Raw genomic sequence first — 21158 nt, 5'->3', positions numbered from 1 at the left:
ATTGATGATATGGGTGTCAATATTGATTGAATCAACGTAATGCCAGGACCAAGGAGGACCCACATGGACGGAACATGGATACGGTGGGGCCCATGACGCATGAGTCGGTGCACACGGCCGGTACGGGAGACGAGCGGGCGCCGGACGAGCCACGCCGGCTCTCCACACGGGAGGCGGCCGAACTGCTCGGTGTGAAACCCGAGACCGTGTACGCGTATGTGAGCAGGGGGCAGCTCACCAGCAGGCGCACCCCGGGCGGGCGGGGCAGCACGTTCGACGCCGCGGAGGTCGAGGGCCTGGCCCGCCGCACCGGGCGCAGGGAGCCCCCGCCGGCGGCCACGGGCGGGCTCGTCTTCCGTACGGGACTCACCCTCATCGAGCCGGACCGCTACTACTTCCGGGGCGTCGACGCGACCGAGCTGGCCCGCCGCTACGGCTTCGAGGAGGTCGCCGAGTGGATCTGGACCGGCGAACTCCGGCCGGGCGTCCGCTTCGACGCGTCACCCGAATCCCTGGAGGCGGCGCGCAGGACCGCTGCCGCGCTGCCCCGGCACAGCAGCTCGACGGACCGGCTCCGGGCGGCTGTCGCCGCGGCCGCGGTCGCCGATCCGCTGCGGTTCGACCTCTCGGCGCAGGGGGTGCTCAACAGCGCGCGCAGCCTGATCCCCACCCTGGTGGGTGCGCTCCCGGCGGCCGGGGCCACGGACGTGGAGGGCGGCTCGCTCGCCGCCCGGCTGTGGCCGAAGCTTTCCGCGCGCTCCGCCGACCCGGCGTCACTGGCCGTGCTGGACACCGCTCTGGCGCTGCTGGCCGATCACGATCTGGCGGCTTCGACCCTGGCCGCACGCGTCGCCGCGTCGACCCACGCGCATCCGTACGCGGTGGTCTCGGCGGGGCTCGGCGTGCTGGAGGGGCCGCTGCACGGAGCCGCGAGCGGGCTGGCGCACCGCATGCTGACCGAGGTCGTGGACAGGGGCGGCGCCGCCCCTGTCGTCGCCGACCATCTGCGCGCGGGCCGCCGGGTGCCCGGGCTGGGACACCGCCTCTACACGGGCGAGGACCCGAGGGCGGGCGTGCTGTTCGCCCTGCTGGAGGAGGTGCCGCAGGCCGCAGCCGCGCTGTCGGCGGCGCGTGACGTCATCGCCACCACCGCCCGCCACACGCCTCTGCACGCCAATGTCGATCTGGCCCTGGCCGTCCTCTCGGTGTCCGAGGGGATGCCGGCGGAGGCGGGCGAGACGATCTTCGCTGTGTCCCGCACCGCCGGCTGGATCGCCCACGCGATGGAGGAGTACGCGGAGCGGCCGCTGCGGATGCGGCCCAGCGGGCAGTACGACGGCCCCCGCCCGCCTCAGCCGCTGCCCACGCCGGGGGCGGCACCGGCGCGGGAGCCCGGCTCCGCACAGTAGCGGCAACCTCGGAGGATCCCCGTGGTAGCGCCTCTCACCGGGGAGGCCGGGCGGTCGATCCGCGTACGACCAGTTCGGGTTCGAAGAGGAGCTCGTCGGACGGCACCTTGCGCCCGCCGATCTGCACCGAGAGGAGTTCGACCGCGGCCCTGCCCATGGCCTCGATGGGCTGGCGCACCGTGGTCAGGGGCGGCTCGGTGCAGTTCATGAACGCCGAGTCGTCGTACCCGACGACGGAGACGTCCCCGGGGACGGAGAGCCCCCGGCGCCGCGCGGCGCGCACCGCACCCAGGGCCAGCGGGTCACTGGCGCAGATGATGCCGGTGACCCCGTGGTCGAGCAGGCGTGTGGCGGCGGCCTGGCCGCCCTCCAGCGAGAACATCGCCCTCGCCACCCACTCGTCCGGCACGCCGGCACCGGTCTGGGCGGCGAGTGCCCGGACGGCGGTCAGCTTGCGCTGCGAGGGCACGTGGTCGGCCGGACCGAGGACGAATCCGATCTTCTCGTGGCCGAGGGAGACGAGATGGCGCCAAGCCTGCTCGACGGCCACCGAGTCGTCGCACGAGACGGCGGGGAAGCCGAGGTGGGCGATGGCCGCGTTGATCAGGACGACCGGGATCTTGCGGTCGGCGAGCACCTTGTAGTGGTCGTGGGGGGCGTCGGCCTGGGCGTAGAGCCCACCGGCGAACACGACGCCGGAGACCTGCTGCTGGAGGAGGAGCTCGACGTAGTCCGCCTCGGAGACGCCGCCCTTGGTCTGCGTGCAGAGGACCGGGGTCAGCCCCTGCTGGGCGAGGGCGCCGCCGACCACTTCGGCGAAGGCGGGGAAGATCGGGTTCTGCAGCTCGGGCAGGACCATTCCGACCAGCCGGGCGCGCTCGCCGCGCAACTGCGTCGGGCGCTCGTATCCCAGCACGTCGAGAGCCGAGAGGACGGCTTGCCGTGTGGCGTCGGAGACACCTGGCTTACCGTTCAGCACGCGGCTGACCGTGGCCTCGCTGACTCCAACTTTCTGGGCAACCTGAGCAAGTCGTCGCGTCATGAGCGCAAGATTAGCGCAAGAAAAGCAAGAAGATTGCGCTAATGGGGGATACCCGTAGAACGCTCACAGACGGAGCGCCAGGAGGCAAGGGACCGGGAGGGGCACGTCCTGGTTGTTTGTTGCGCGGAGGCGGCGGGGGGCGGCCGGCGCGCAGCCGCCCGTGGGCGGCGCGACCGGAGATCAACGGGCCGCGTGCCGGGGGCGGAGATTTCGGAACGCACGCTTCGCCCTCTACCTTCGTACGATGAGCGCCCCACCGACCACCCCGCGGAGACCGCGCAGGTTCGGCTGGCCGAAGCGGGTCTTCTCACAGGTCCTGCTGATGCAGCTGGCCATCGTCACCGGCGTCACGGTGCTCGTCACCGGCCTCTTCCTGGCACCGCTGAGCGCCCAGCTCGACGACCAGGCGATGCGCCGCGCCCTGGCGATCGCGCAGAGCACGGCGGCGCAGCCGCAGATCGCGGACTCGCTGCTCACCACGGAGCCGCGCCCCGGCGGTGCCGTACAGACCGCGGCGGAGCGGATCAGGCGGTCCACCGGCGCCGAGTACGTCGTGGTCATGGACCGCCGCGGGGTGCGCTGGTCCCACACGGACGCCTCCCGCATCGGCGACGTCGTCTCGACCGACCCGAGCACCGCGCTCGCCGGCAGGTCCGTGATGGAGATCGACAGCGGCACCCTCGGACGTTCCGCCCGTGGCAAGGTGCCTCTGCGCGACGGCGAGGAACGGATCGTCGGCGCCGTGTCGGTCGGCATCGCGTACGACAGCGTCCGTGCCCGGCTGCTCGCCGCGATCCCGGGGCTGCTGGCCTACGCGGGCGGGGCACTGGCCGTGGGCGCCCTCGCCGCCTATCTGATCTCACGCCGTCTCCAGCGGCAGACCCATGACCTGGCGTTCTCCGACATCTCCGCGCTGCTGACCGAACGCGAGGCCATGCTCCACAGCATCCGCGAGGGGGTCGTCGCACTGGACCGCGCGGGGCGCATCAGGCTCCTCAACGACGAGGCCCAGCGACTGCTCGGCCTCGGTCCCGACGCCGCGGGCCAGCGGCTCGACGAGGCCCTGGGCGAGGGCAGGACCGCCGATGTGCTGGCCGGGCGGGTGGTCGGGGACGACCTGGTGACGGTCCGGGGCAGCCGGGTGCTGCTCGCCAACCGGATGCCGACCGACGACGGCGGAGCCGTGGCCACGTTGCGCGACCGTACGGAGCTCGAGCACCTCGGCCGCGAACTCGACTCCACCCGCGGCCTGATCGACGCGCTCCGCGCCCAGGACCACGAGCACGCGAACCGGTTGCACACCCTGCTGGGGCTGCTGGAGCTGGAGATGCACGAGGACGCCGTGGAGTTCGTCACTGAGGTCGTGGGTGTCCACCGGGCGACCGCCGAGCAGGTCACCGAGAAGGTCCACGACCCCCTGCTGGCCTCGCTCCTGGTCGGCAAGGCGACCGTGGCCGCGGAGCGGGGTGTCGCGCTGCGCATGGCACCGGAGACGCTCCTTCCGGACCGCCTGGTGGACCCGCGCGGGCTGGTCACGGTCCTCGGCAATCTGGTCGACAACGCGATGGACGCGGCGGCGGGACCGGCCGGGGCCAGGATCGAGGTCGAGCTGCGGGCCGAAGGCCGTACCGTGGTGCTCCGGGTGCGTGACAGCGGTCCCGGCGTACCGGCGGGCCACCACGAATCCATCTTCATGGAGGGCTGGTCCACCAAGGAGCTCCCGGCCCACGGAAAACGCGGCCTGGGACTGCCGCTGGTGCGGCGGTTCGCGGAGCGGCAGGGCGGCAGCGTGTCGGTGTCGGACACCCCCGAGGGCGGGGCGGTGTTCACGGTCGTCCTTCCCGACGCACTGAGCGAACCGGATGCCCCGGGTGTCCCCCAGGCCCCCGAGGCTCCCGACGGACTGGAGACACCGGGCGGGCCCGGGACGCCGAGCGGGACGAAGACGCAGGGCGGACCGGAGACGCCGTGCGTTCCCTCCCAGGGCGGCCCCCCGGGACCCCAGGGCGGCCCCCCGGGACCCGTACGGCCGGCGAACACAGGAGACGCCCAGTGATCGAGGTCCTCGTCGTGGACGACGACGTCCGGGTGGCGCGGATCAACGCGGCCTACACCTCCAAGGTGCCCGGCTTCCGGGTGGCCGCCATGGCCCACTCCGCTTCCGAAGCCCTTGCGAGGATCAGCGATCTGCCCATCGATCTGATCCTGCTCGATCACTACCTGCCCGACCGGAACGGCCTGGCCGTGGTGCGGGAGCTGCGCAAACTCGGCCACCACACCGACGTGATCATGGTGACGGCGGCCCGCGACGTCGCGACCGTCCAGGCGGCGATGCGTCACGGGGCCCTCCAGTACCTGGTGAAGCCGTTCGCCTACGCCGGACTCCGCACCAAGCTGGAGGCGTACGCGGCGCTGCGCCACACCTTCGAGGGCGGAGGCGAGGCCGAGCAGACAGAGGTGGACCGGCTGTTCGGTGGTCTGTGGGCCACGGGCGGGTCCGACCTCCCCAAGGGGCACTCGCCGACGACCGCGGAGCTGGTCCGCCAGGCCCTGCGTGCGGCCGACGGGCCGCTCTCCGCGCAGGAGGTCGCGGAGAGCGCCGGAATGAGCCGGCAGACGGCGCAGCGCTATCTGAAGCTGCTGGAGCGCACGGGCAGGGTGCGGCTCTCCCTCAGATACGGCGAGACGGGGCGGCCGGAGCACCGGTACGCCTGGGCCACGGGCTCCTGAAGCCGCCGGTGCCGGTGCCGGTGCAGGCTCTCTTCAGGTTGGGACCGGCCCGGGCTCATGTCGGGCCCGCGCGCCCTGGCACCGCGCCTCGCCGCGTTACAGCCGTGCGCCTGCCAGGGATGACGGGACAACCCTCAGGCCGCCCCCGCTCCGGTGAGGGAGCGGACCTCGGTCTCCGCGTGCTTCGCCGTGTCGGGCGGCTCCGAGGAGGTGATCGTGCCGATCCAGCCGGCGAGGAACCCGGCCGGGATCGAGACCAGCCCCGGGTTCTCCAGCGGGAAGAGCGCGAAGTCCACTCCGGGGAAGAGCGAGGCGGGAGCCCCCGAGACGACCGGCGAGAGCAGGACGAGCAGGACAGCCGGAACCAGTCCGCCGTAGACGGCCCAGACCGCTCCCCGGGTGGTGAAGTCGCGCCAGAACAGTGAGAAGAGCAGCGCCGGGAGATTGGCGGAGGCCGCGACCGCAAAGGCCAGCCCCACCAGGAACGCCACGTTCAGATTCTGGGCGAGGAGGCCGAGCGCGATGGCCACCACGCCGACGGCCGCCGCGGCCACGCGCGCGACGGCGACCTCACTCCGCTGCTTGGCGCCGGGGCGCCGGAGCGAGGCGTAGAGGTCATGGGCGACGGAGGCGGAGGAGGCGAGGGTGATCCCGGCGACGACGGCAAGGATCGTCGCGAAGGCGATGGCGGCCACTACGGCGAACAGCAGTGTGCCGCCCGTGGAGCCCTCTCCCCCGCCGAGGACGAGCGCCAGGAGTGGAACGGCCGTGTTCCCCGAGGCGTTGGATGCCCGGACCTCCGCGGAGCCCACCAGTGCGGCCGCACCGAAGCCGAGGACGATCGTCATCAGGTAGAAGCTGCCGATCAGCCCGATGGACCAGACGACGGAGCGGCGGGCCGCGCGGGCGGTGGGCACCGTGTAGAAGCGCGACAGGATGTGCGGCAGCCCCGCCGTACCGAGGACGAGCGCGAGGCCGAGACTGATGAAGTCGAAGCGCGCGGTCCAGGTCTCGCCGTACCTGAGTCCGGGCGAGAGGAAGTCACGGCCGTGACCGCTGCGTTCGGCGGCGGAGCTGAGCAGGGCGTTGAAGTCGCCGTGGAACCGTACGAGAACGAGCACGGTGAGCGTCACGGCGCCGGCCATCAGCAGCACGGCCTTGACGATCTGGATCCAGGTCGTGGCCCGCATGCCTCCGAGGGACACATAGATCACCATGAGCGCTCCGACCCCGACCACGGTCCACGACCTGGCGGTGTCGCTGGTGCCGCCGAGCAGCAGGGCCACGAGGCTGCCCGCACCCACCATCTGGGCCACCAGATAGAGCACCGAGACCGTGACGGACGACGCCCCCAGCGCGGTTCGCACCGGGCGCTCGGCCATGCGTGCGGCCACCACGTCGGCAAGGGTGAACCGCCCGCAGTTGCGCACGAGTTCGGCGACGAGAAGCAGGACCACGAGCCAGGCCACGAGGAATCCGACCGAGTAGAGCATGCCGTCGTAGCCGAAGAGGGCGATCAGGCCCGAGATCCCCAGGAAGGACGCCGCAGACATGTAGTCACCGGCGATGGCGAATCCATTTTCCATGGGCGAGAACAGCCGGCCGCCCGCGTAGAACTCCTCCGCGGACCCGTGCCTGTTGCGGCTCACCCAGGTGGTGATTCCGAGCGTTACTGCGATGAAGGCGCTGAACAGCAGCAGTGCCAGCGTCTGGTGCTCCTCCCTCACCGGCCGATCCCTCTTGTCATCTCCTGGGTCTCCCAGCGCAGTTCCAGCGCCGCCCGGTCCCGGTGCAGTCGCGCGTGGCGGACGTACGCCCAGGTGAGCAGGAAGGTGGTGAGGAACTGTCCGAGCCCCGCCACCATGGCCACATTGAGCGCACCCACGACGGGACGCGCCATCAGGTCGTGTGCCGTGGTGGCCGCGACGACATAGGCCAGGTACCAGAGGAGGAAGGCGACGGTCGCCGGGACCACGAACCGCCTGTAGCGGCGCCTCACTTCGCGGAACACCGGGCTGCTCTGCACCTCCAGATAGATCTCGGCCGCGCTGTGGCCGGGCTGCGCCCCCGGCCGGGATGGCCCGTCGGCCGCGGCGCCTCCCGCACCGTCCGGGTCGCCCCACCCGATGACCGGCGCCTCGTACCACGGGTCGTCGAGCCGCATCCCTGCGGCGTCCGGCCCTGCTTCCTTCTCCACCGACAACTCCCTTGTCCACGAGCCTTTTTCGGCCGCGTAGTCAAGAATGGGCAGATCGGGAAGATCCCGGGCACATCATTCGCCGTGCTTCACCATTTCAGGTGACGGAAGTGCCGGGAGGCTGCGCGAGCCCCCGGCCGTACGCGTAACGCACGGCCCCTGTCCTGTCGCGCGCGCCCGTCTTGGCGAAGAGGTTGTTGATGTGCGTCTTCACCGTGGCCCTGGAGATGTGCAGAGTGCGTGCGATCTCCGCGTTGGACATCCCCTCCGCGATGAGGACGAGCACCTCGGCCTCCCTCGGGGTGAGCCCGTCGGGCAGCTCGGCGGGAACCGGGGCTCCGGTCATGGCGGGCTGCGCCGTGACCCGCTCCAGCAGCCGGCGCTGCACCTTCGGCGAGAGCCCCGCCTCCCCGGACATGACGGCCGCGACGGCCTGCGCGATCTCCTCGCCCCTGGCGTCCTTGGTGAGATAGCCCCGCGCACCCGCCTGCAGGGCGGTGAAGAGCGAATCGTCGTCCGCGAACGTGGTGAGGACGACCACCTGTGTGGCCGGGTACTCCTTGCGGATGCGGCGCGTTGCCTCGACCCCGTCGCAGCGGGGCATCCGCAGGTCCATCAGGACCACATCGGGCGACGTCTCGGCAACGAGCGCCACGGCCTCGTCCCCGTCCCTGGCCGCTCCCACCACCTCGATGCCGGGCAACAGACCCAGCAGCATCACGATGCCCTCACGCACCACCGCCTGGTCGTCGGCGACCACCACCCGCGCATTCACGCAGGAACCCGCAGACTCACCACGAACCCCTCCTCCTCCGGCCCCGCGTCCAGCGACCCGCCGAGCAGCTCGGCACGCTCCCGCATCCCCAGAAGACCGTAACCGGAGCCACTGACAGCGAGCTCACCCGCCGGACGGCGACCACCTGAATCCCGTACCTCCAGAGCCACGAGGTCCGGTTCGTAGGCCAGCCGGACGAAGACGGCCGCGCCCGGCGCGTGTTTCCTGGCGTTGGTCAGTGCCTCCTGCGCCACCCTGCGCACCGCCTGTGACGCTTCGGCGCTCAGCGGCCTCGGCTCCCCCGCCACGGACACCTCGGCCGGCTCACCGGCCACCAGCTGCCGCAGGAAGTCCTCCACGGGGGTCAGCTCCCCCCGCAGCGCGGAGAGCGCCTGCCGCGTCTCGGCGAGGCCCTCACGGGCCATGGAGCGCGCCGCGACCACTCTCTCCAGCACCTGGTCACGGAACTCCCCCGCCGGCTCCCGCTCGATCAGCATCCGGGCGGCCTCCAGGTGCACCAGCTGGGCGGAGAGGCTGTGGGCGAGCACATCATGGATCTCACGGGCGATCCTGGACCGCTCCGCCAGCGCCGCCGTCCCGGCTTCTGCCTCCCTGGCGGCCCGCTCCTGGGCCAGGAGCCTCTGACCGCTCCCCCGGGCCTCGGCATCAAGCCGCAGCACGTACCCGCCCAGACACAGGCTTCCCGTGGTGATCACCGTGGTCATCCAGCCGTCGCCCTTGACGACGGCGTAGGTGATGAGCGCGGCCGCGGTGACCGGTACCGCGGCCGAGAGGGGGAGCCGCTCCAGAGCGATCACGGCGCACCCGCACCACAACGTGACCGCGAGCGCTCCGGCGCCCGCTTCCCTGGCCAGGAAAGCCACCGTCATCAGCAGCACCAGTAGTCCCAGGGACGGCCACAGGAGGTGCTCCCGGGTCGTGCGGAAGAAGGCTCTGACCGCGAACCCGCAGCCCACAGTCACCGCCAGGGCGACCGCGATCTGCCAGAGCGCGTACCGGTCGTCCGCGAAGGCGTTCCAGAGGAGGCCGACGAGCACGGCGCTCCATACGAACCGGCCGATCACGGCCCGGGTCCTGCCCTGGGGTGCTCTGGTCAGAGCCTCCCTGGACGGCCAGCTCGTCCACGTACTCCGGTTCACACGCGGCCCTTCCCCAAGGTCCCTGCGGCAGCCCACGGTATGTCGGCCGACGGCGCACCCGCAGTGACTCCACGCTCTTCACGCAGCCCGCGGGCCCGCAGGACCAGCACACCGCTGCGGGCGAGCAGCATCGCCGCGAGCGACACGAGCAGGGCCGCAGGCCCCTGGTGTATGCCCAGCAGGAGGGCGACCCCGGCCAGCAGGACCCGCAGGGCCACTCCTCCCGCCCAGACGAAGGCGGTGGCCCTGGTGCCCCGGCTCCAGACGGACGCGTCGGGCTCCTGCCACAGGCGGGAGGTCCAGCCCCATCCCGCCCCCGTCACAAGTCCCACGACGACGCCGGCCGCGAGCATCAGGGCGGACAGCGCCTCATGGTGCGGGTCGAGGGCTCCATCGTTCCGCAGGGCCACGTACAGCAGGATCGCGGGCAGCAGCCACCAGCGCTTCTGGTCGCCGATCCGCTGGGCGGAGAACTGACGCACGACGACGAGCGCGACAACCGCGACGATCGCCAGAACATTCACGAGCTCTGACATGACAGCCTCCGAGGCGTGAGGAATTCGATGTCCTCGACGCTACGGAGGCCGGGTGACCAGGGGATCGGCTCAGGGGTTGACCGTGGGTGGAGAACGGGCCTCCACCCACGGGTGGAGACCGTCAGACGTCGATACGCGAGCGGTCCAGCGTGGCGGCCGAGCTGGTGATGAACTCCTTGCGGGGGGCGACCTCGTTGCCCATCAGCAGGTCGAAGATCTGCTCGGAGGATTCCAGGTCGCCGATGTTGATCCGCCGCAGGGTGCGGTGGCGCGGGTCCATGGTGGTCTCCGCCAGCTGGTCGGCGTCCATCTCGCCGAGGCCCTTGTAACGCTGGATCGAGTCCTTGAAGCGGACGTTCTTGCGCTGCAGCTCCAGCAGGGTCGACCGGAGCTCGTTGTCCGAGTAGGTGTAGATGTACTTGTCCTGGCCCTTCTTGGGCTGGACGAGCTCGATCCGGTGCAGCGGGGGCACGGCCGCGAAGACCCGCCCCGCCTCGACCATCGGCCGCATGTAGCGCTGGAAGAGCGTCAGCAACAGGGTACGGATGTGCGAGCCGTCGACATCGGCGTCCGTCATCATGATGACCTTGCCGTAGCGCGCCGCGTCGATGTCGAAGGTGCGCCCGGAGCCCGCTCCTATGACCTGGATGATGGCGCCGCACTCGGCGTTCTTGAGCATGTCCGAGACGGACGACTTCTGGACGTTGAGGATCTTGCCCCGGATGGGCAGCAGCGCCTGGAACTCACTGTTGCGGGCCAGCTTCGCCGTGCCGAGCGCCGAGTCGCCCTCCACGATGAAGAGCTCGCTGCGCTCCACGTCGTCGCTCCGGCAGTCCGCGAGCTTCGCGGGCAGCGAGGAGGACTCGAGAGCCGTCTTGCGGCGCTGCGCGTCCTTGTGCTGGCGGGCCGCGATGCGGGTGCGCGCCGCCGCCACGGCCTTGTCGAGCACCGCCCTGGCCTGGGCTTTCGCGTCACGCTTCGTGGAGGTCAGGAACGCCTTGAGCTCCTTGGCGACCACGTTGGCCACGATCCGGTTGGCCGCCGAGGTGCCGAGCACCTCCTTGGTCTGCCCTTCGAACTGCGGCTCCGCGAGGCGCACGGTGACCACCGCGGTGAGACCCTCCAGGGCGTCGTCCTTGACGATGTCGTCCTCGGCGACCCGCAGCAGTTTCGCCGAGCGCAGGACCTCGTTCACCGTCCTCGTGAGGGAGCGCTCGAAGCCGGTCACATGGGTGCCGCCCTTGGGGGTGGCGATGATGTTGACGAAGGACTTGACGTTGGTGTCGTAGCCGGTGCCCCAGCGCAGGGCGATGTCGACGCCCAGCTCCCGGGTGACTTCGGTCGCGGTCATGTGGCCGCGGTCGTCGAGGACGGGCACGGTCTCCTTGAAGGTTCCCGTCCCGCTCAGCCGCTGGACGTCGCAGACGGCCTTGTCCTGGGCGAGGTACTCGCAGAACTCGCTGATCCCGCCGTCGAAGCGGAACGTCTCTTCCGTCTTCCCCTCGCCGTCGACGCCCCGCTCGTCGCGCACGACGATGGTGAGGCCGGGCACCAGGAAGGCGGTCTGGCGCGCCCGCTGGTACAGCGTCTCCAGGCTGAGCTTGGCGTCCTTGAGGAAGATCTGCCGGTCCGCCCAGTACCTCACCCGGGTGCCGGTACGCGTCTTCGGTACCCGCTTGCCCTTGCGGAGGCCGTTGGCGGGGTCGAACGGGCTGTCCGGACCCTGTTCGGTGAACATGCCCGGGACACCGCGCCGGAAACTGATGGAGTGGGTCGCGCTGTTGCGGTCGACCTCCACGTCCAGCCTGGCCGAGAGCGCGTTCACGACGGAGGCGCCCACACCGTGGAGGCCGCCCGACGCGGCGTAGGACCCGCCGCCGAACTTGCCGCCGGCGTGCAGCTTGGTCATGACGACCTCGATGCCGGAGAGCCCCGTCTTGGGCTCCACGTCGACCGGGATGCCACGGCCGTTGTCACGGACCTCGACGGAACTGTCGTCGTGGAGGATGACCTCGATGGTGTCGCAGTAGCCGCCGAGAGCCTCGTCGACCGAGTTGTCGATGATCTCCCAGAGGCAGTGCATCAGGCCGCGGCTGTCCGTGGACCCGATGTACATCCCGGGGCGCTTACGGACCGCTTCGAGCCCCTCGAGGACGAGAAGGTGCCGCGCGGTGTAGTTGGAGCTGTCCCTGTCTGCGCCGCCTGCTCCGGTCAGCAGCGCAGTGGACGGCACGGAATCGGCGGTCACGCGGTTCGCTCCTCGCTGAATTTCATTTGGGGCCCAGTGGGTATCGGGCTCGGCCTCGGTAGCCGCTGAGAGCCTACCGAGGCCTGGTAGAGCGGTTGTAACGCCACCCAGGGGGAATCCTCATGCTAGTGCAGCGTCGCATACACGTTCGATCATTCGTTGGAGTGACGTGCACATCACGTTCCCTTCGAGGCATGAACCATTTAGGCTCCGGGCACGTCCTCAAGAACAACCGGCAAGCCAGCCGGCGGACCGGCCCACACAAGCAACGCGAAACCGTAGCGCTACGCAATACGGCACATTCGCCGCCAACCGGCAACAGACAGCCATCCTGAGAAGAAGTTTCGAAGAAATGCCACGAGCGGGAACGTTTTCGGCCTGGTTGGATGTTGACCCTGGTACGACAGCTCGTCGAGCTAGAGAAGAGGCGACGTGACTACTGTTCTGACCCCCGCGAGCCCGCTGACCGCAGCAGACCGCTGTGACCGTTGCGGCGCCCAGGCCTATCTGCGCGTCGTCCTCATCAGTGGCGGTGAACTGCTCTTCTGTGCCCACCACGGACGCAAGTTCGAGCCGGAACTCAAGAAGATCGCCGCGGAAATACAGGATGAGACGGATCGGCTCACTGCCGTGCAGGCCAGTGCCGCCGACGAGGAACACTGACACCTCGCATCCACGACGAGCCAAGGGTTCGGTCCCGGACCGGCCGACGGGCGGCCTCCCCCCATGGGGAAAGCCGCCCGTTCTCATACCCTTGACCGTCCCGCGGTCAGTTCCGGTCTGCCATCCACCGGATCGCGGCGGAGACGCGCGTGTACACCCCGGGACTGCCCGGGCTCCCGCAGCCGCTGCCCCACGAGACAAGCCCCACGAGGCGCCCACGGGCCACCAGCGGGCCTCCGCTGTCCCCCTGGCACGCGTCACGCCCCCCGGCCGTGTCACCGGCACAGAGCATCGAAGACGCCTCGTACGCGCCCTGTGAGCCGCCGGGGTAGGCCCGCGCGCAGTCGCTGTCGGGCAGTACGCGGACGTCGGCCGCACGCAGCCCCGACGCGTAGGCGCCGTAGCCCGTCGTGTCCCCCCATCCGTACACCTTCGCGGCGGTACCCGGCTCGTACGCCGCGCTCCCCGCTCCGGCCATCGGAATGGTGCTGCCCGCGGGCAGCGGACCGGCCAGGGTGAGCACGGCGAGGTCGGCGGCGTTGGTGTGCGGGTCATAACCCGGATTGACCCACGCCGAGCGCACGGCGATCTCCTGGCCCCCGGGACCGCTCAGCTCGTCCCGTCCCGCGATGATCCGCAGATCGCGGACCTCCGAGACACCACTGCCCAGGACGTCCTCCCTCAGGCAGTGCGCGGCCGTCAGCACCTTGGTGGGCGTGATCGCCACTCCCCCGCAGAACTGACCGGCGCGGATTCCTCCGAATCGGTCACGACTGGACAGGGCCACGGCCCACGGGCTGTCGGCGACGGACGCGGGCTTCCCGCCGACGATGATGCTGTCCGCCGCGGCGGAGGACGGGGAGCCGATCGGTATCACGGCAGCAGCCGCCGCCAGGGCGAAGGCGGCGGGAAGGGCACGGACGGGAACGCGGGGCATGGAGACTCCTGACGCCGAGGTGAACAATGCCCACTCAGCGTCATCCGCCCCGCTCCGGGCCGCATGCGGACATGGGCCGGGCCCGGAACCTGAATAGGTTCCGGGCCCGGCCCATGTCAGTCCTCGATCTAGTCGAGGTAGTCGCGCAGCACCTGCGAACGCGACGGGTGGCGCAGCTTGGACATCGTCTTCGACTCGATCTGACGGATGCGCTCACGCGTCACGCCGTAGACCTTGCCGATCTCGTCCAGCGTCTTCGGCTGTCCGTCGGTGAGACCGAAGCGCATCGAGACCACGCCCGCCTCACGCTCGGACAGGGTGTCGAGCACGGAGTGCAGCTGCTCCTGGAGCAGCGTGAAGCTCACCGCGTCGGCCGGCACGACGGCCTCGGAGTCCTCGATCAGGTCTCCGAACTCGCTGTCCCCGTCCTCACCCAGCGGGGTGTGGAGGGAGATCGGCTCGCGGCCGTACTTCTGGACCTCGATGACCTTCTCAGGGGTCATGTCGAGCTCCTTGGCCAGCTCCTCCGGGGTGGGCTCACGGCCCAGGTCCTGGAGCATCTGGCGCTGGACGCGCGCGAGCTTGTTGATGACCTCGACCATGTGCACCGGGATACGGATGGTGCGGGCCTGGTCGGCCATCGCTCGGGTGATGGCCTGACGGATCCACCAGGTGGCGTACGTGGAGAACTTGTAGCCCTTGGTGTAGTCGAACTTCTCCACCGCGCGGATCAGACCGAGGTTGCCCTCCTGAATGAGGTCCAGGAAGAGCATGCCGCGGCCGGTGTAGCGCTTGGCCAGCGAGACCACGAGACGGAGGTTGGCCTCCAGCAGGTGGTTCTTGGCCCGGCGGCCGTCCTCGGCGATGATCTCGAGCTCGCGCTTGAGCTTCGGTGCGAGCTTGTCGGCGTTGGCGAGTTTGTCCTCGGCGAAGAGGCCTGCCTCGATGCGCTTGGCGAGCTCGACCTCCTGCTCGGCGTTGAGGAGCGGGACCTTGCCGATCTGCTTGAGGTAGTCCTTGACCGGGTCGGCGGTGGCGCCGGCGACGGCGACCTGCTGCGCAGGAGCGTCATCCTCGTCGTCGTCGGAGAGGACGAAGCCCTTGTTCTCGCCCTCGCCCTCCTCTTCCTCGCCCTTGCCTGCCTTGACTTCCTCGACAGCCTCGTCACCGTCGAGCAGTTCGTCGTCCTGCTTGCCGGACTTCTTCGCCGTCGCCTTCTTGGCCGCCGTCTTCTTCACGGCGGTCTTCTTGGCAACCGTCTTCTTGGCTGCTGCCTTCTTCGCAGGAGCGGCGACGGCGGCGTCGTCGGCCGCCACATCCGCGCTTGCTGCCGCCGGGGCGGCAGAGGCCGCGACGGTCCGGGTCACGGCCGTCTTGGCCGCGACAGTCTTGGTGGCGGTGCGCTTGACCGGGCTCTTCGCTGCGACGCTCTTGCGGGCGCGCTTAGGCGACTCCGCGGCACTGACCATCAGCGTCACACCCTCTTCCTCGAGGATCTGGTTGAGGCTGCGCAGAACATTCTTCCACTGGGTTGGCGGAATCTGGTCAGCCTCGAAGGCCCGACGCACGTCATCGCCGGCGATCTGCCCATCAGCCTTTCCCCGCTCGATGAGCGCCATCACAGACTCGGACTCGGCGATCTCCGGCGGGAGCGTACGGGATGTGCTGGCCGACACGAACAACCTCTCGGAACGATGGAAACGGCTTCCGGCCCGGCCCTGGAGAGGGCTGGAACCGACGACCGGCGGCTGGGGATGTCGCCGACGGCGCGGGCTTGGCCTCAGAACTGCACAGCGCACTACATGGCTGCTGTATTCCTTCCGCGGCGGTCACCTCTTAGGTCATCGCACTGTTCCGAGGAGTGTTACGCCCAATTCGCGTGGCCCCAGTCACACCTCATTCGCGACAAACCGACCCAGAGGTCATATCTCCGTATAACTATGCCGCCGAACCGGGAGGCCCGGCGGCATACGGTCCGCATACCCCGGTCTGGCGATGCTCAGTGCTCCCGGGGCGCGGGAACCACCCGCTCGCCATCCAGGTGGCCGAGCAGCAGCTGCCGCATGGCGGCCTCGGCACCGGCGGCGTCACCCGACGCGAGGGCCTCGACGATCCGCGCATGGTGGCCGAGCGATGCCTCGGCAGGCCGGTCGCAGCCCGTGACGGGACCACCGGAGACATGGAGCGCCGCAGACACGATCCCGGAAAGGTGTTCGAGCATGCGATTGCCGGCCGCCTGGATCAGCAGCAAGTGGAACTCCGCGTCGGCCCGGGAGAACGTGATGGCGTCCCCCTGCCCCATCGCGTGTCCCATGATCTCGATCATGTCGCCGAGGCGCTGCTGGATGTCCTCGCGGCCGTGCCCGGCCGCCAGCCGCGCGGCCAGCGGCTCGATGGTCCACCGGAGCTCGTCCAGTTCACGGCGCTGGTCATCCCTCTGCGGGCCGAAAGCACGCCATTCGATGATGTCGGGGTCCAGCAGATTCCAGTCGCTCACCGGCCGGACCCGGGTGCCCACATTGGGCCGGGCGCTGACCAGACCCTTGGCCTCGAGAACGCGCAGGGACTCCCTCACGACGGTGCGGGAGACCTCGAATCGCTGGCCGATCTCCTCAGGAACGAGGGGACGGTCGGCACCGAGGTCACCGGAAACGATCATCTGGCCGAGCTGCTGGACCAGTTGGCCGTGAAGTCCACGGCCTCGGCTGGCCGTGCCGCGCCGGCTCGCCCGCCCCAGGTCGGATTCGGCACCGCCCCAGGAACGAAGAGCGGCGCGCTCGCCGGGCGGCGACTCCGTGTAGGGGTAACGGTCGAGTTCGCCCGGGCCGGCGAGGCCGGAGTCGGCGGAGCGGGCGGCGGTCATCATGGTGTGCGCAAGGGTACTCACGGAGTCTTTGTCGGCGCGGCTCAGCCACCCCTTGAGGTCTTTGCTGAAAAGCACACGAAAGGGTGATCGGCACCCGCCTCTCAATTGACGCTTTATCGGTAGAAAACGTACGTTTTCAATGGAGTTGCGCATGGGCGCCCGCCACCCTTGCACCCCTCCTTCACCAACGAGCCCTCCCTCGAAGGCTGGTGAACGCATATGCGCAGATCAGAGCCGACAGGGAGAGGGCCAACGCCAGCCCCACGGGCTGTGTCACGACCCGCACGGCGGCCATGGCCCACCGGTCCGTCTCGTACGGCCACTGCAGCCAGGCGAGTTCGCGGAGCCTGCCCGGCAGTCCGATGATCGAACGGGCGGACGGACCCGCGAGGAGCTTCTGGATCAGGGGTACGACAAGCACAGGGACCGCGAGCACCGCCGCGACCCCGGCGACGGCGAGCCGGAAGACACCTGCTGCCAACAGCCCCGCCCAGGCGCAGCCGACCACGAGACCCGCCCAACTCACGCCCAGCCGAACCGCGTTCGCCGGGACGGTCACCAAGTCCCCGCCGTACACGAGACGCAGTGCTTCGGCGTCAGCCAGTACGCAGAGCAGGGCGAGCAGCAGCGCGACGCCCGCGGACACCGTCAGCTTGGCCAGCAGGAGACCGAGTCGGCGCGGAACCGTCCCACGTCCTGCGGCGAGCGCCGGGTAGCGGAACTCGTCCCCGAAGGAGAGGGCGCCCAGCAGCCCGGCGGCGAACGCCGCCGGCGGGAGGGGCAGCACGTCCGGCCAGGCGACCAGGAGATCGGGCAACGGCGTTCCGCCCGAGCGGGCCAGCAGCACGGAGACGCCCGCCGATACGAGCAGAACGGCCGCCATGATCATGACGGTTGTCCTCACACCGAAGAGGCGGCGCAGTTCGTACCGGAGGGGCCGGAGCGGGCCACGGGCGGGGCGTACGGGGATCGGAGGGGGGAGCTCCGAGATCGCCACGGCCGAGGCAGGCCCGGGCAGAACCGTCCTCGCGGGACCGCCCGCCGAGCCCTGGGCGGGAGGGGCGACCGGGCCCGCGTCCCCGATCTCGTCGGCGAGTTGGTGCAGGGGTACACCGTGCCGGTACGCCGTGTCTCCGACCTCCGCGCAACTGCTGCCGTACACGGACAGCCTGCTGCCGCCCTCGGCGACGACTTCGACCGAGCGCCGCGCGGCACGTGCCTCCCGGCTGACCACGGCTGCCAGACGCGCGGCGTGCGGGGTCCGTACAGCGACCCGGGGGCGCAGACGCGTACGGGAGAAGTCGGCGACGCCCTGGTCGGCGACGAGGCGCCCGTCCTCGATGGTGACCACACGGTCGGCCGCTCTGGCCGCCTCCTTGGGGTCGCTGGTCGTGTGCAGGACCGTGCCGCCCTCGGAGGCGTGTGCGCGGAGCAGCCCGTGGAGCCAGTTCCTCTCCCTCGGCGACAGGCCGTCGGCGGGTTCGTCGAGAACGAGCGTGTGCGGATCGCCGAGCAGCGCCGAGGCCAGGCCGAGCCGTCGGTCCATGCCCGCCGAGAGCGTTCCGATGCGCTGGTCCCCCAGCCCCGCGAGCCCGACGACTTCGAGCAGTTCGTCCGCTCGCGACGCGGGGACCCCCGCGGCTGCGCAGAGCATGCGGAGCTGCCCCCGGGCGGTGCGTGCGGGATGGCCCGGTACGTCACCGAGCAGCACCCCGACCTCGCGCGCGGGGTGGCCGATGCGGTGCAGCTGGCGGCCTCTGAAGTAGGTGACGCCCCTGCCGGCTTCGAGTTCGAGCATCAGACGGAGGGCAGTGGTCTTGCCGGAGCCAGGAGCGCCGAGCAGCGCGGTGACGCTGCCGGGCGGGGCTTCGAAGGTCAGGTCGTCCACAACGGGCGTGCCGTCGCGGCGGGGTGCACTGGTGAGTCCGATGGCCTGGAGCATCGCTTCTCTCGCGGAGGGTGAGACCGCTCGGCGGCAGGGTGGAGTACCCCAGCAAGATAACGCGACATTTCGGACTTTTGGCGCACCACTGCGCTTGGGGCGTTCCGCGGGTTCGAGCGGCGGACGCTGCCGTCGGTCACCGGGCCCGGGCTCCGGCAGGCCCCTGAGGCTCCTGCCCGACTCCGGCCGGCTGGACTTCGGACTCCGCCGGGCTCCTGGCTTCCTGCTCCGTGGCACTTCGCGCCTTCCAGGCTTCCGGGGTCCGCCGGGCCTCGCGACCTCCGGGCTACGGGCTCCGTCAGACTTCCGGCCTGAGCATCGGAGGGTTGAGCACGGTGGCCGCACCCGCCCGGAAGAGCTGCGCGGGACGGCCGCCCTGCCGGGTGGTCGTCCCTCCGGACGGAACCAGGAAGCCGGGTGTGCCCGTGACCTTGCGATGGAAGTTCCTGGGGTCCAGGACCACGCCCCACACCGCCTCGTACACCCGCCGCAGCTCGCCGACGGTGAACTCCGGCGGGCAGAAGGCCGTGGCCAGCGAGGAGTACTCAATCTTCGAGCGGGCGCGCTCCACGCCGTCGTCGAGGATCCTCGCGTGGTCGAAGGCCAGTGACGCGGACTGCTCACCGTCCCGGCCGAAGCCCCCTCCCGCCCCGAGCAGGTCCTCCACCGGCGCCCAGCGGGCACTGTTCGCGTCGCCACCCGCACGCGGAGCCGGGAGGTCGGGCGCGAGTGCGAGATGGGCGACGCTGACGACCCTCATCCGGGGGTCGCGCGCGGGGTCGCCGTAGGTGGCCAGCTGTTCGAGGTGTGCGCCGTTGCCCACGGCGGGCGTGGCCGGGTCGTGAGCGCAGAGCCCCGTCTCCTCGACCAGTTCACGCGCTGCCGCCGCACTCAGGTCCTCGTCGGCGCGGACGAATCCGCCGGGCAGTGCCCACCTGCCCTGGAACGGTGATTCGCCACGGCGCACCACCAGGGCGCAGAGCGCGTGGCGGCGCACCGTGAGGACGACCAGGTCGACGGTGACGGCGAAGGGCGGGAAAGTCGACGGGTCGTAGGGCGGCATGCCGAAATCATAGTCGTCTTCCTGACGATAAACACTCCCTTCGCGATGTTGGTTCCGTGCGCGGCACCTGTTCCGCGCACGGCTGCGGTCCCCCTCCTCCCTGGCCCGGTCGCCCCAGGGGCGCGGCCCCACCGGCGGGCAGAAGCCCGTCAGCCCCCGTTCTCGGCGCTCCGGTGCGCCCGGCGCCGGGCCACCCGGACCCGGCGCCTGCCGGTGGACGGACGGGGACGGGTGGCCTCGCCCGGTGCGGTCCGGGCCGTCGCCCTCCGTACACGTTTCGCGGGCCGGGGGTGCGCCTGCCGGCCCGCGCCCCCCGGATCCGGACGCCGGGCAGCACGATCCTGACGGCCGCCGTCCTCGTGACCGGCACGCAGGCCCCGCTCGCCTCGCAGACAGCGGCGCAGCGTCTCCGGGTCCAGGCCCTGATTGCACGCCTGGTGCAGCAGTTGAGCGAACGTGTAGTCGGGATCGGCCTTCAGAGCGAGCGCCAGCGCCACCCTGGCGCCCGCCTCGTCGCCGGTGGACCAGGAGACCCAGCCGGCCAGTGTGAGCGGCGCAGCCGAGTGCTCGACGTACGGACCGACACACCTTCGGGAGAGCGCCCGCCAGAGCCGCAGGGCCGTCCCGGCCTCCCGCCCCTCCATCCATTCGGCGGCCCTGTCCCTGGTCTCCCGGTCCTGGAGGCCGAGAATCACGGACGCCGCCTCCTCCGGGGTGATCAGGGCGTCGTCAGCGGTGTCCGCCCCGGCGGCGCCCACGGCCGGAGCGCTCCCGAGGCGTTCCATGAGGTCACGCGCGACCGCAAGGGTCTCCCGCGCCACCTCGCCCCGCCCGTCGACGTCGAGGATCCGGGACACCAGCACGGCGCCGGCCGAGTCCAGAGCGCTCTCCTGCTCCTTCGCCGCCGGGGACTCCCACGGCATGAGCCGCGCCTCCATGTCCCGCAGGGAACCGCGCACCTGGATCCCGGCGTACGCGGCTGCCGCCGCCATCACCGTGGTGCCCGGGAGTGCCAGCGGGTTGCCCTCGGCTGGGCAGCAACGGGCATCGGGGCAGCAGTAGGACCAGTACCGGCCGTCGGAGATGCAGAGCGCTTCGAGTACGGGAACGTCGCGCGCCCCGCAGGCGGTCCGCAGATGCTGCGCGAGTGGCCTCAGCCGCTCCATGGTCTGCGGAGGACTCTCCCCCTCGGCCGGGTCCTGGCACAGGAAGACGACGATGGCGTCGGGGCGCGACTCGCGCCTCTCGCTCCCCGCGATCAGACATTGCGCGAGCTGGTCGGCGACCGGCTCCCACTCCTGCGGCTCGCTCGGGATACCCAGCCTGAGGCGGCCCCCGAACCGGCCCCGCCCGCCGTGCAGGGCCACCATGACCACGCTGTCGTTCGGATGGAAACCCATCAGATAGGGCAGGGCGTCGGCGAGCTCGGCGGGGCCGCGCAGGGTGATCTGCTGCGTGTCGGACGGGCCGATGGATTCGTGATGGTTGTTCATGGCATGACCGTCCCGCGAGCCGCCGATTTCCGCGACCCCTGTGGATAAAGTTATCCACAGGTGGCGCACGGCCGTTCGCGGTTTGTCGTAGGCATCG

The 21158-nt window shown here is 70.7% G+C and carries 17 protein-coding genes; 4 read left to right on the top strand and 13 right to left on the bottom strand.

Annotated features, from left to right (window positions below):
• Window positions 1–92: 92 nt before the first annotated feature.
• A complete protein-coding gene (locus AMK10_RS14165) occupies window positions 93–1409 on the top strand; it encodes a citrate/2-methylcitrate synthase (protein ID WP_073748136.1) in 1317 nt (438 codons plus the stop codon).
• Between the two features lie 34 nt (window positions 1410–1443).
• Here AMK10_RS14165 and AMK10_RS14160 read toward each other — a convergent pair whose 3' ends face one another.
• On the bottom strand, window positions 1444–2451 hold the full coding sequence (locus AMK10_RS14160; protein WP_073748135.1) for a LacI family DNA-binding transcriptional regulator: 1008 nt from the start codon (window positions 2449–2451) through the stop codon (window positions 1444–1446).
• A gap of 244 nt (window positions 2452–2695) precedes the next feature.
• Between AMK10_RS14160 and AMK10_RS14155 the strand changes: the two genes are divergently transcribed.
• Window positions 2696–4507, top strand: coding sequence for an ATP-binding protein (locus AMK10_RS14155; RefSeq protein ID WP_079180689.1), 1812 nt, complete (start codon window positions 2696–2698; stop codon window positions 4505–4507).
• Window positions 4504–5181 carry a DUF7342 family protein gene (locus tag AMK10_RS14150; protein WP_073748134.1) on the top strand — a complete coding sequence of 226 codons (678 nt, stop codon included), beginning with the start codon at window positions 4504–4506 and terminating at the stop codon, window positions 5179–5181. The genes AMK10_RS14155 and AMK10_RS14150 overlap by 4 nt, the downstream gene beginning before the upstream one ends.
• 134 nt (window positions 5182–5315) lie before the next feature.
• Here AMK10_RS14150 and AMK10_RS14145 read toward each other — a convergent pair whose 3' ends face one another.
• From AMK10_RS14145 to AMK10_RS14120, 6 genes are all read right to left on the bottom strand, one after another.
• Complete coding sequence (locus AMK10_RS14145; RefSeq protein WP_073748133.1) at window positions 5316–6908, bottom strand: solute symporter family protein; 1593 nt, start codon at window positions 6906–6908, stop codon at window positions 5316–5318.
• On the bottom strand, window positions 6905–7378 hold the full coding sequence (locus tag AMK10_RS14140) for a DUF485 domain-containing protein (protein WP_073748132.1): 474 nt from the start codon (window positions 7376–7378) through the stop codon (window positions 6905–6907). Before AMK10_RS14140 ends, AMK10_RS14145 begins: the two co-directional genes overlap by 4 nt.
• Before the next feature lie 97 nt (window positions 7379–7475).
• Window positions 7476–8153, bottom strand: a complete 678-nt coding sequence (locus tag AMK10_RS14135; RefSeq protein WP_073748131.1) for a response regulator — start codon at window positions 8151–8153, stop codon at window positions 7476–7478.
• Window positions 8150–9313 (bottom strand): sensor histidine kinase, encoded by a 1164-nt coding sequence (locus AMK10_RS14130; RefSeq protein WP_073748130.1) that lies wholly within the window; start codon window positions 9311–9313, stop codon window positions 8150–8152. The genes AMK10_RS14135 and AMK10_RS14130 overlap by 4 nt, the downstream gene beginning before the upstream one ends.
• Window positions 9310–9849, bottom strand: coding sequence for a CcdC protein domain-containing protein (locus AMK10_RS14125; protein WP_073748129.1), 540 nt, complete (start codon window positions 9847–9849; stop codon window positions 9310–9312). Before AMK10_RS14125 ends, AMK10_RS14130 begins: the two co-directional genes overlap by 4 nt.
• A gap of 121 nt (window positions 9850–9970) precedes the next feature.
• Window positions 9971–12097, bottom strand: a complete 2127-nt coding sequence (locus AMK10_RS14120; protein WP_073748128.1) for a DNA gyrase/topoisomerase IV subunit B — start codon at window positions 12095–12097, stop codon at window positions 9971–9973.
• A 432-nt stretch (window positions 12098–12529) separates the two neighbouring features.
• Between AMK10_RS14120 and AMK10_RS14115 the strand changes: the two genes are divergently transcribed.
• The gene (locus AMK10_RS14115) at window positions 12530–12760 is read left to right on the top strand and encodes a DUF7455 domain-containing protein (RefSeq protein WP_073748127.1); all 231 of its coding nucleotides are present in this window, start codon (window positions 12530–12532) and stop codon (window positions 12758–12760) included.
• Between the two features lie 106 nt (window positions 12761–12866).
• Here AMK10_RS14115 and AMK10_RS14110 read toward each other — a convergent pair whose 3' ends face one another.
• The 6 genes from AMK10_RS14110 to AMK10_RS14085 form a co-directional block, all read right to left on the bottom strand.
• A complete protein-coding gene (locus tag AMK10_RS14110) occupies window positions 12867–13697 on the bottom strand; it encodes a S1 family peptidase (RefSeq protein WP_073748126.1) in 831 nt (276 codons plus the stop codon).
• Window positions 13698–13825: 128 nt separating this feature from the next.
• On the bottom strand, window positions 13826–15373 hold the full coding sequence (locus tag AMK10_RS14105) for an RNA polymerase sigma factor (protein WP_073749257.1): 1548 nt from the start codon (window positions 15371–15373) through the stop codon (window positions 13826–13828).
• Window positions 15374–15696: 323 nt separating this feature from the next.
• The gene (locus AMK10_RS14100; RefSeq protein WP_274535348.1) at window positions 15697–16563 is read right to left on the bottom strand and encodes a FadR/GntR family transcriptional regulator; all 867 of its coding nucleotides are present in this window, start codon (window positions 16561–16563) and stop codon (window positions 15697–15699) included.
• A 181-nt stretch (window positions 16564–16744) separates the two neighbouring features.
• Complete coding sequence (locus AMK10_RS14095) at window positions 16745–18505, bottom strand: ABC transporter ATP-binding protein (RefSeq protein WP_073748124.1); 1761 nt, start codon at window positions 18503–18505, stop codon at window positions 16745–16747.
• A 298-nt stretch (window positions 18506–18803) separates the two neighbouring features.
• Window positions 18804–19568: an NUDIX hydrolase gene (locus AMK10_RS14090; protein ID WP_073748123.1), complete on the bottom strand. Its 765-nt coding sequence runs from the start codon at window positions 19566–19568 to the stop codon at window positions 18804–18806.
• A gap of 149 nt (window positions 19569–19717) precedes the next feature.
• Complete coding sequence (locus AMK10_RS14085) at window positions 19718–21061, bottom strand: DUF4192 domain-containing protein (RefSeq protein WP_073748122.1); 1344 nt, start codon at window positions 21059–21061, stop codon at window positions 19718–19720.
• Window positions 21062–21158 lie beyond the last annotated feature (97 nt).

Source organism: Streptomyces sp. CB02058 (genome assembly GCF_001905505.1).
Classification (GTDB): Bacteria; Actinomycetota; Actinomycetes; order Streptomycetales; family Streptomycetaceae; genus Streptomyces.
This window is presented reverse-complemented; position numbering and strand designations above follow the sequence as displayed.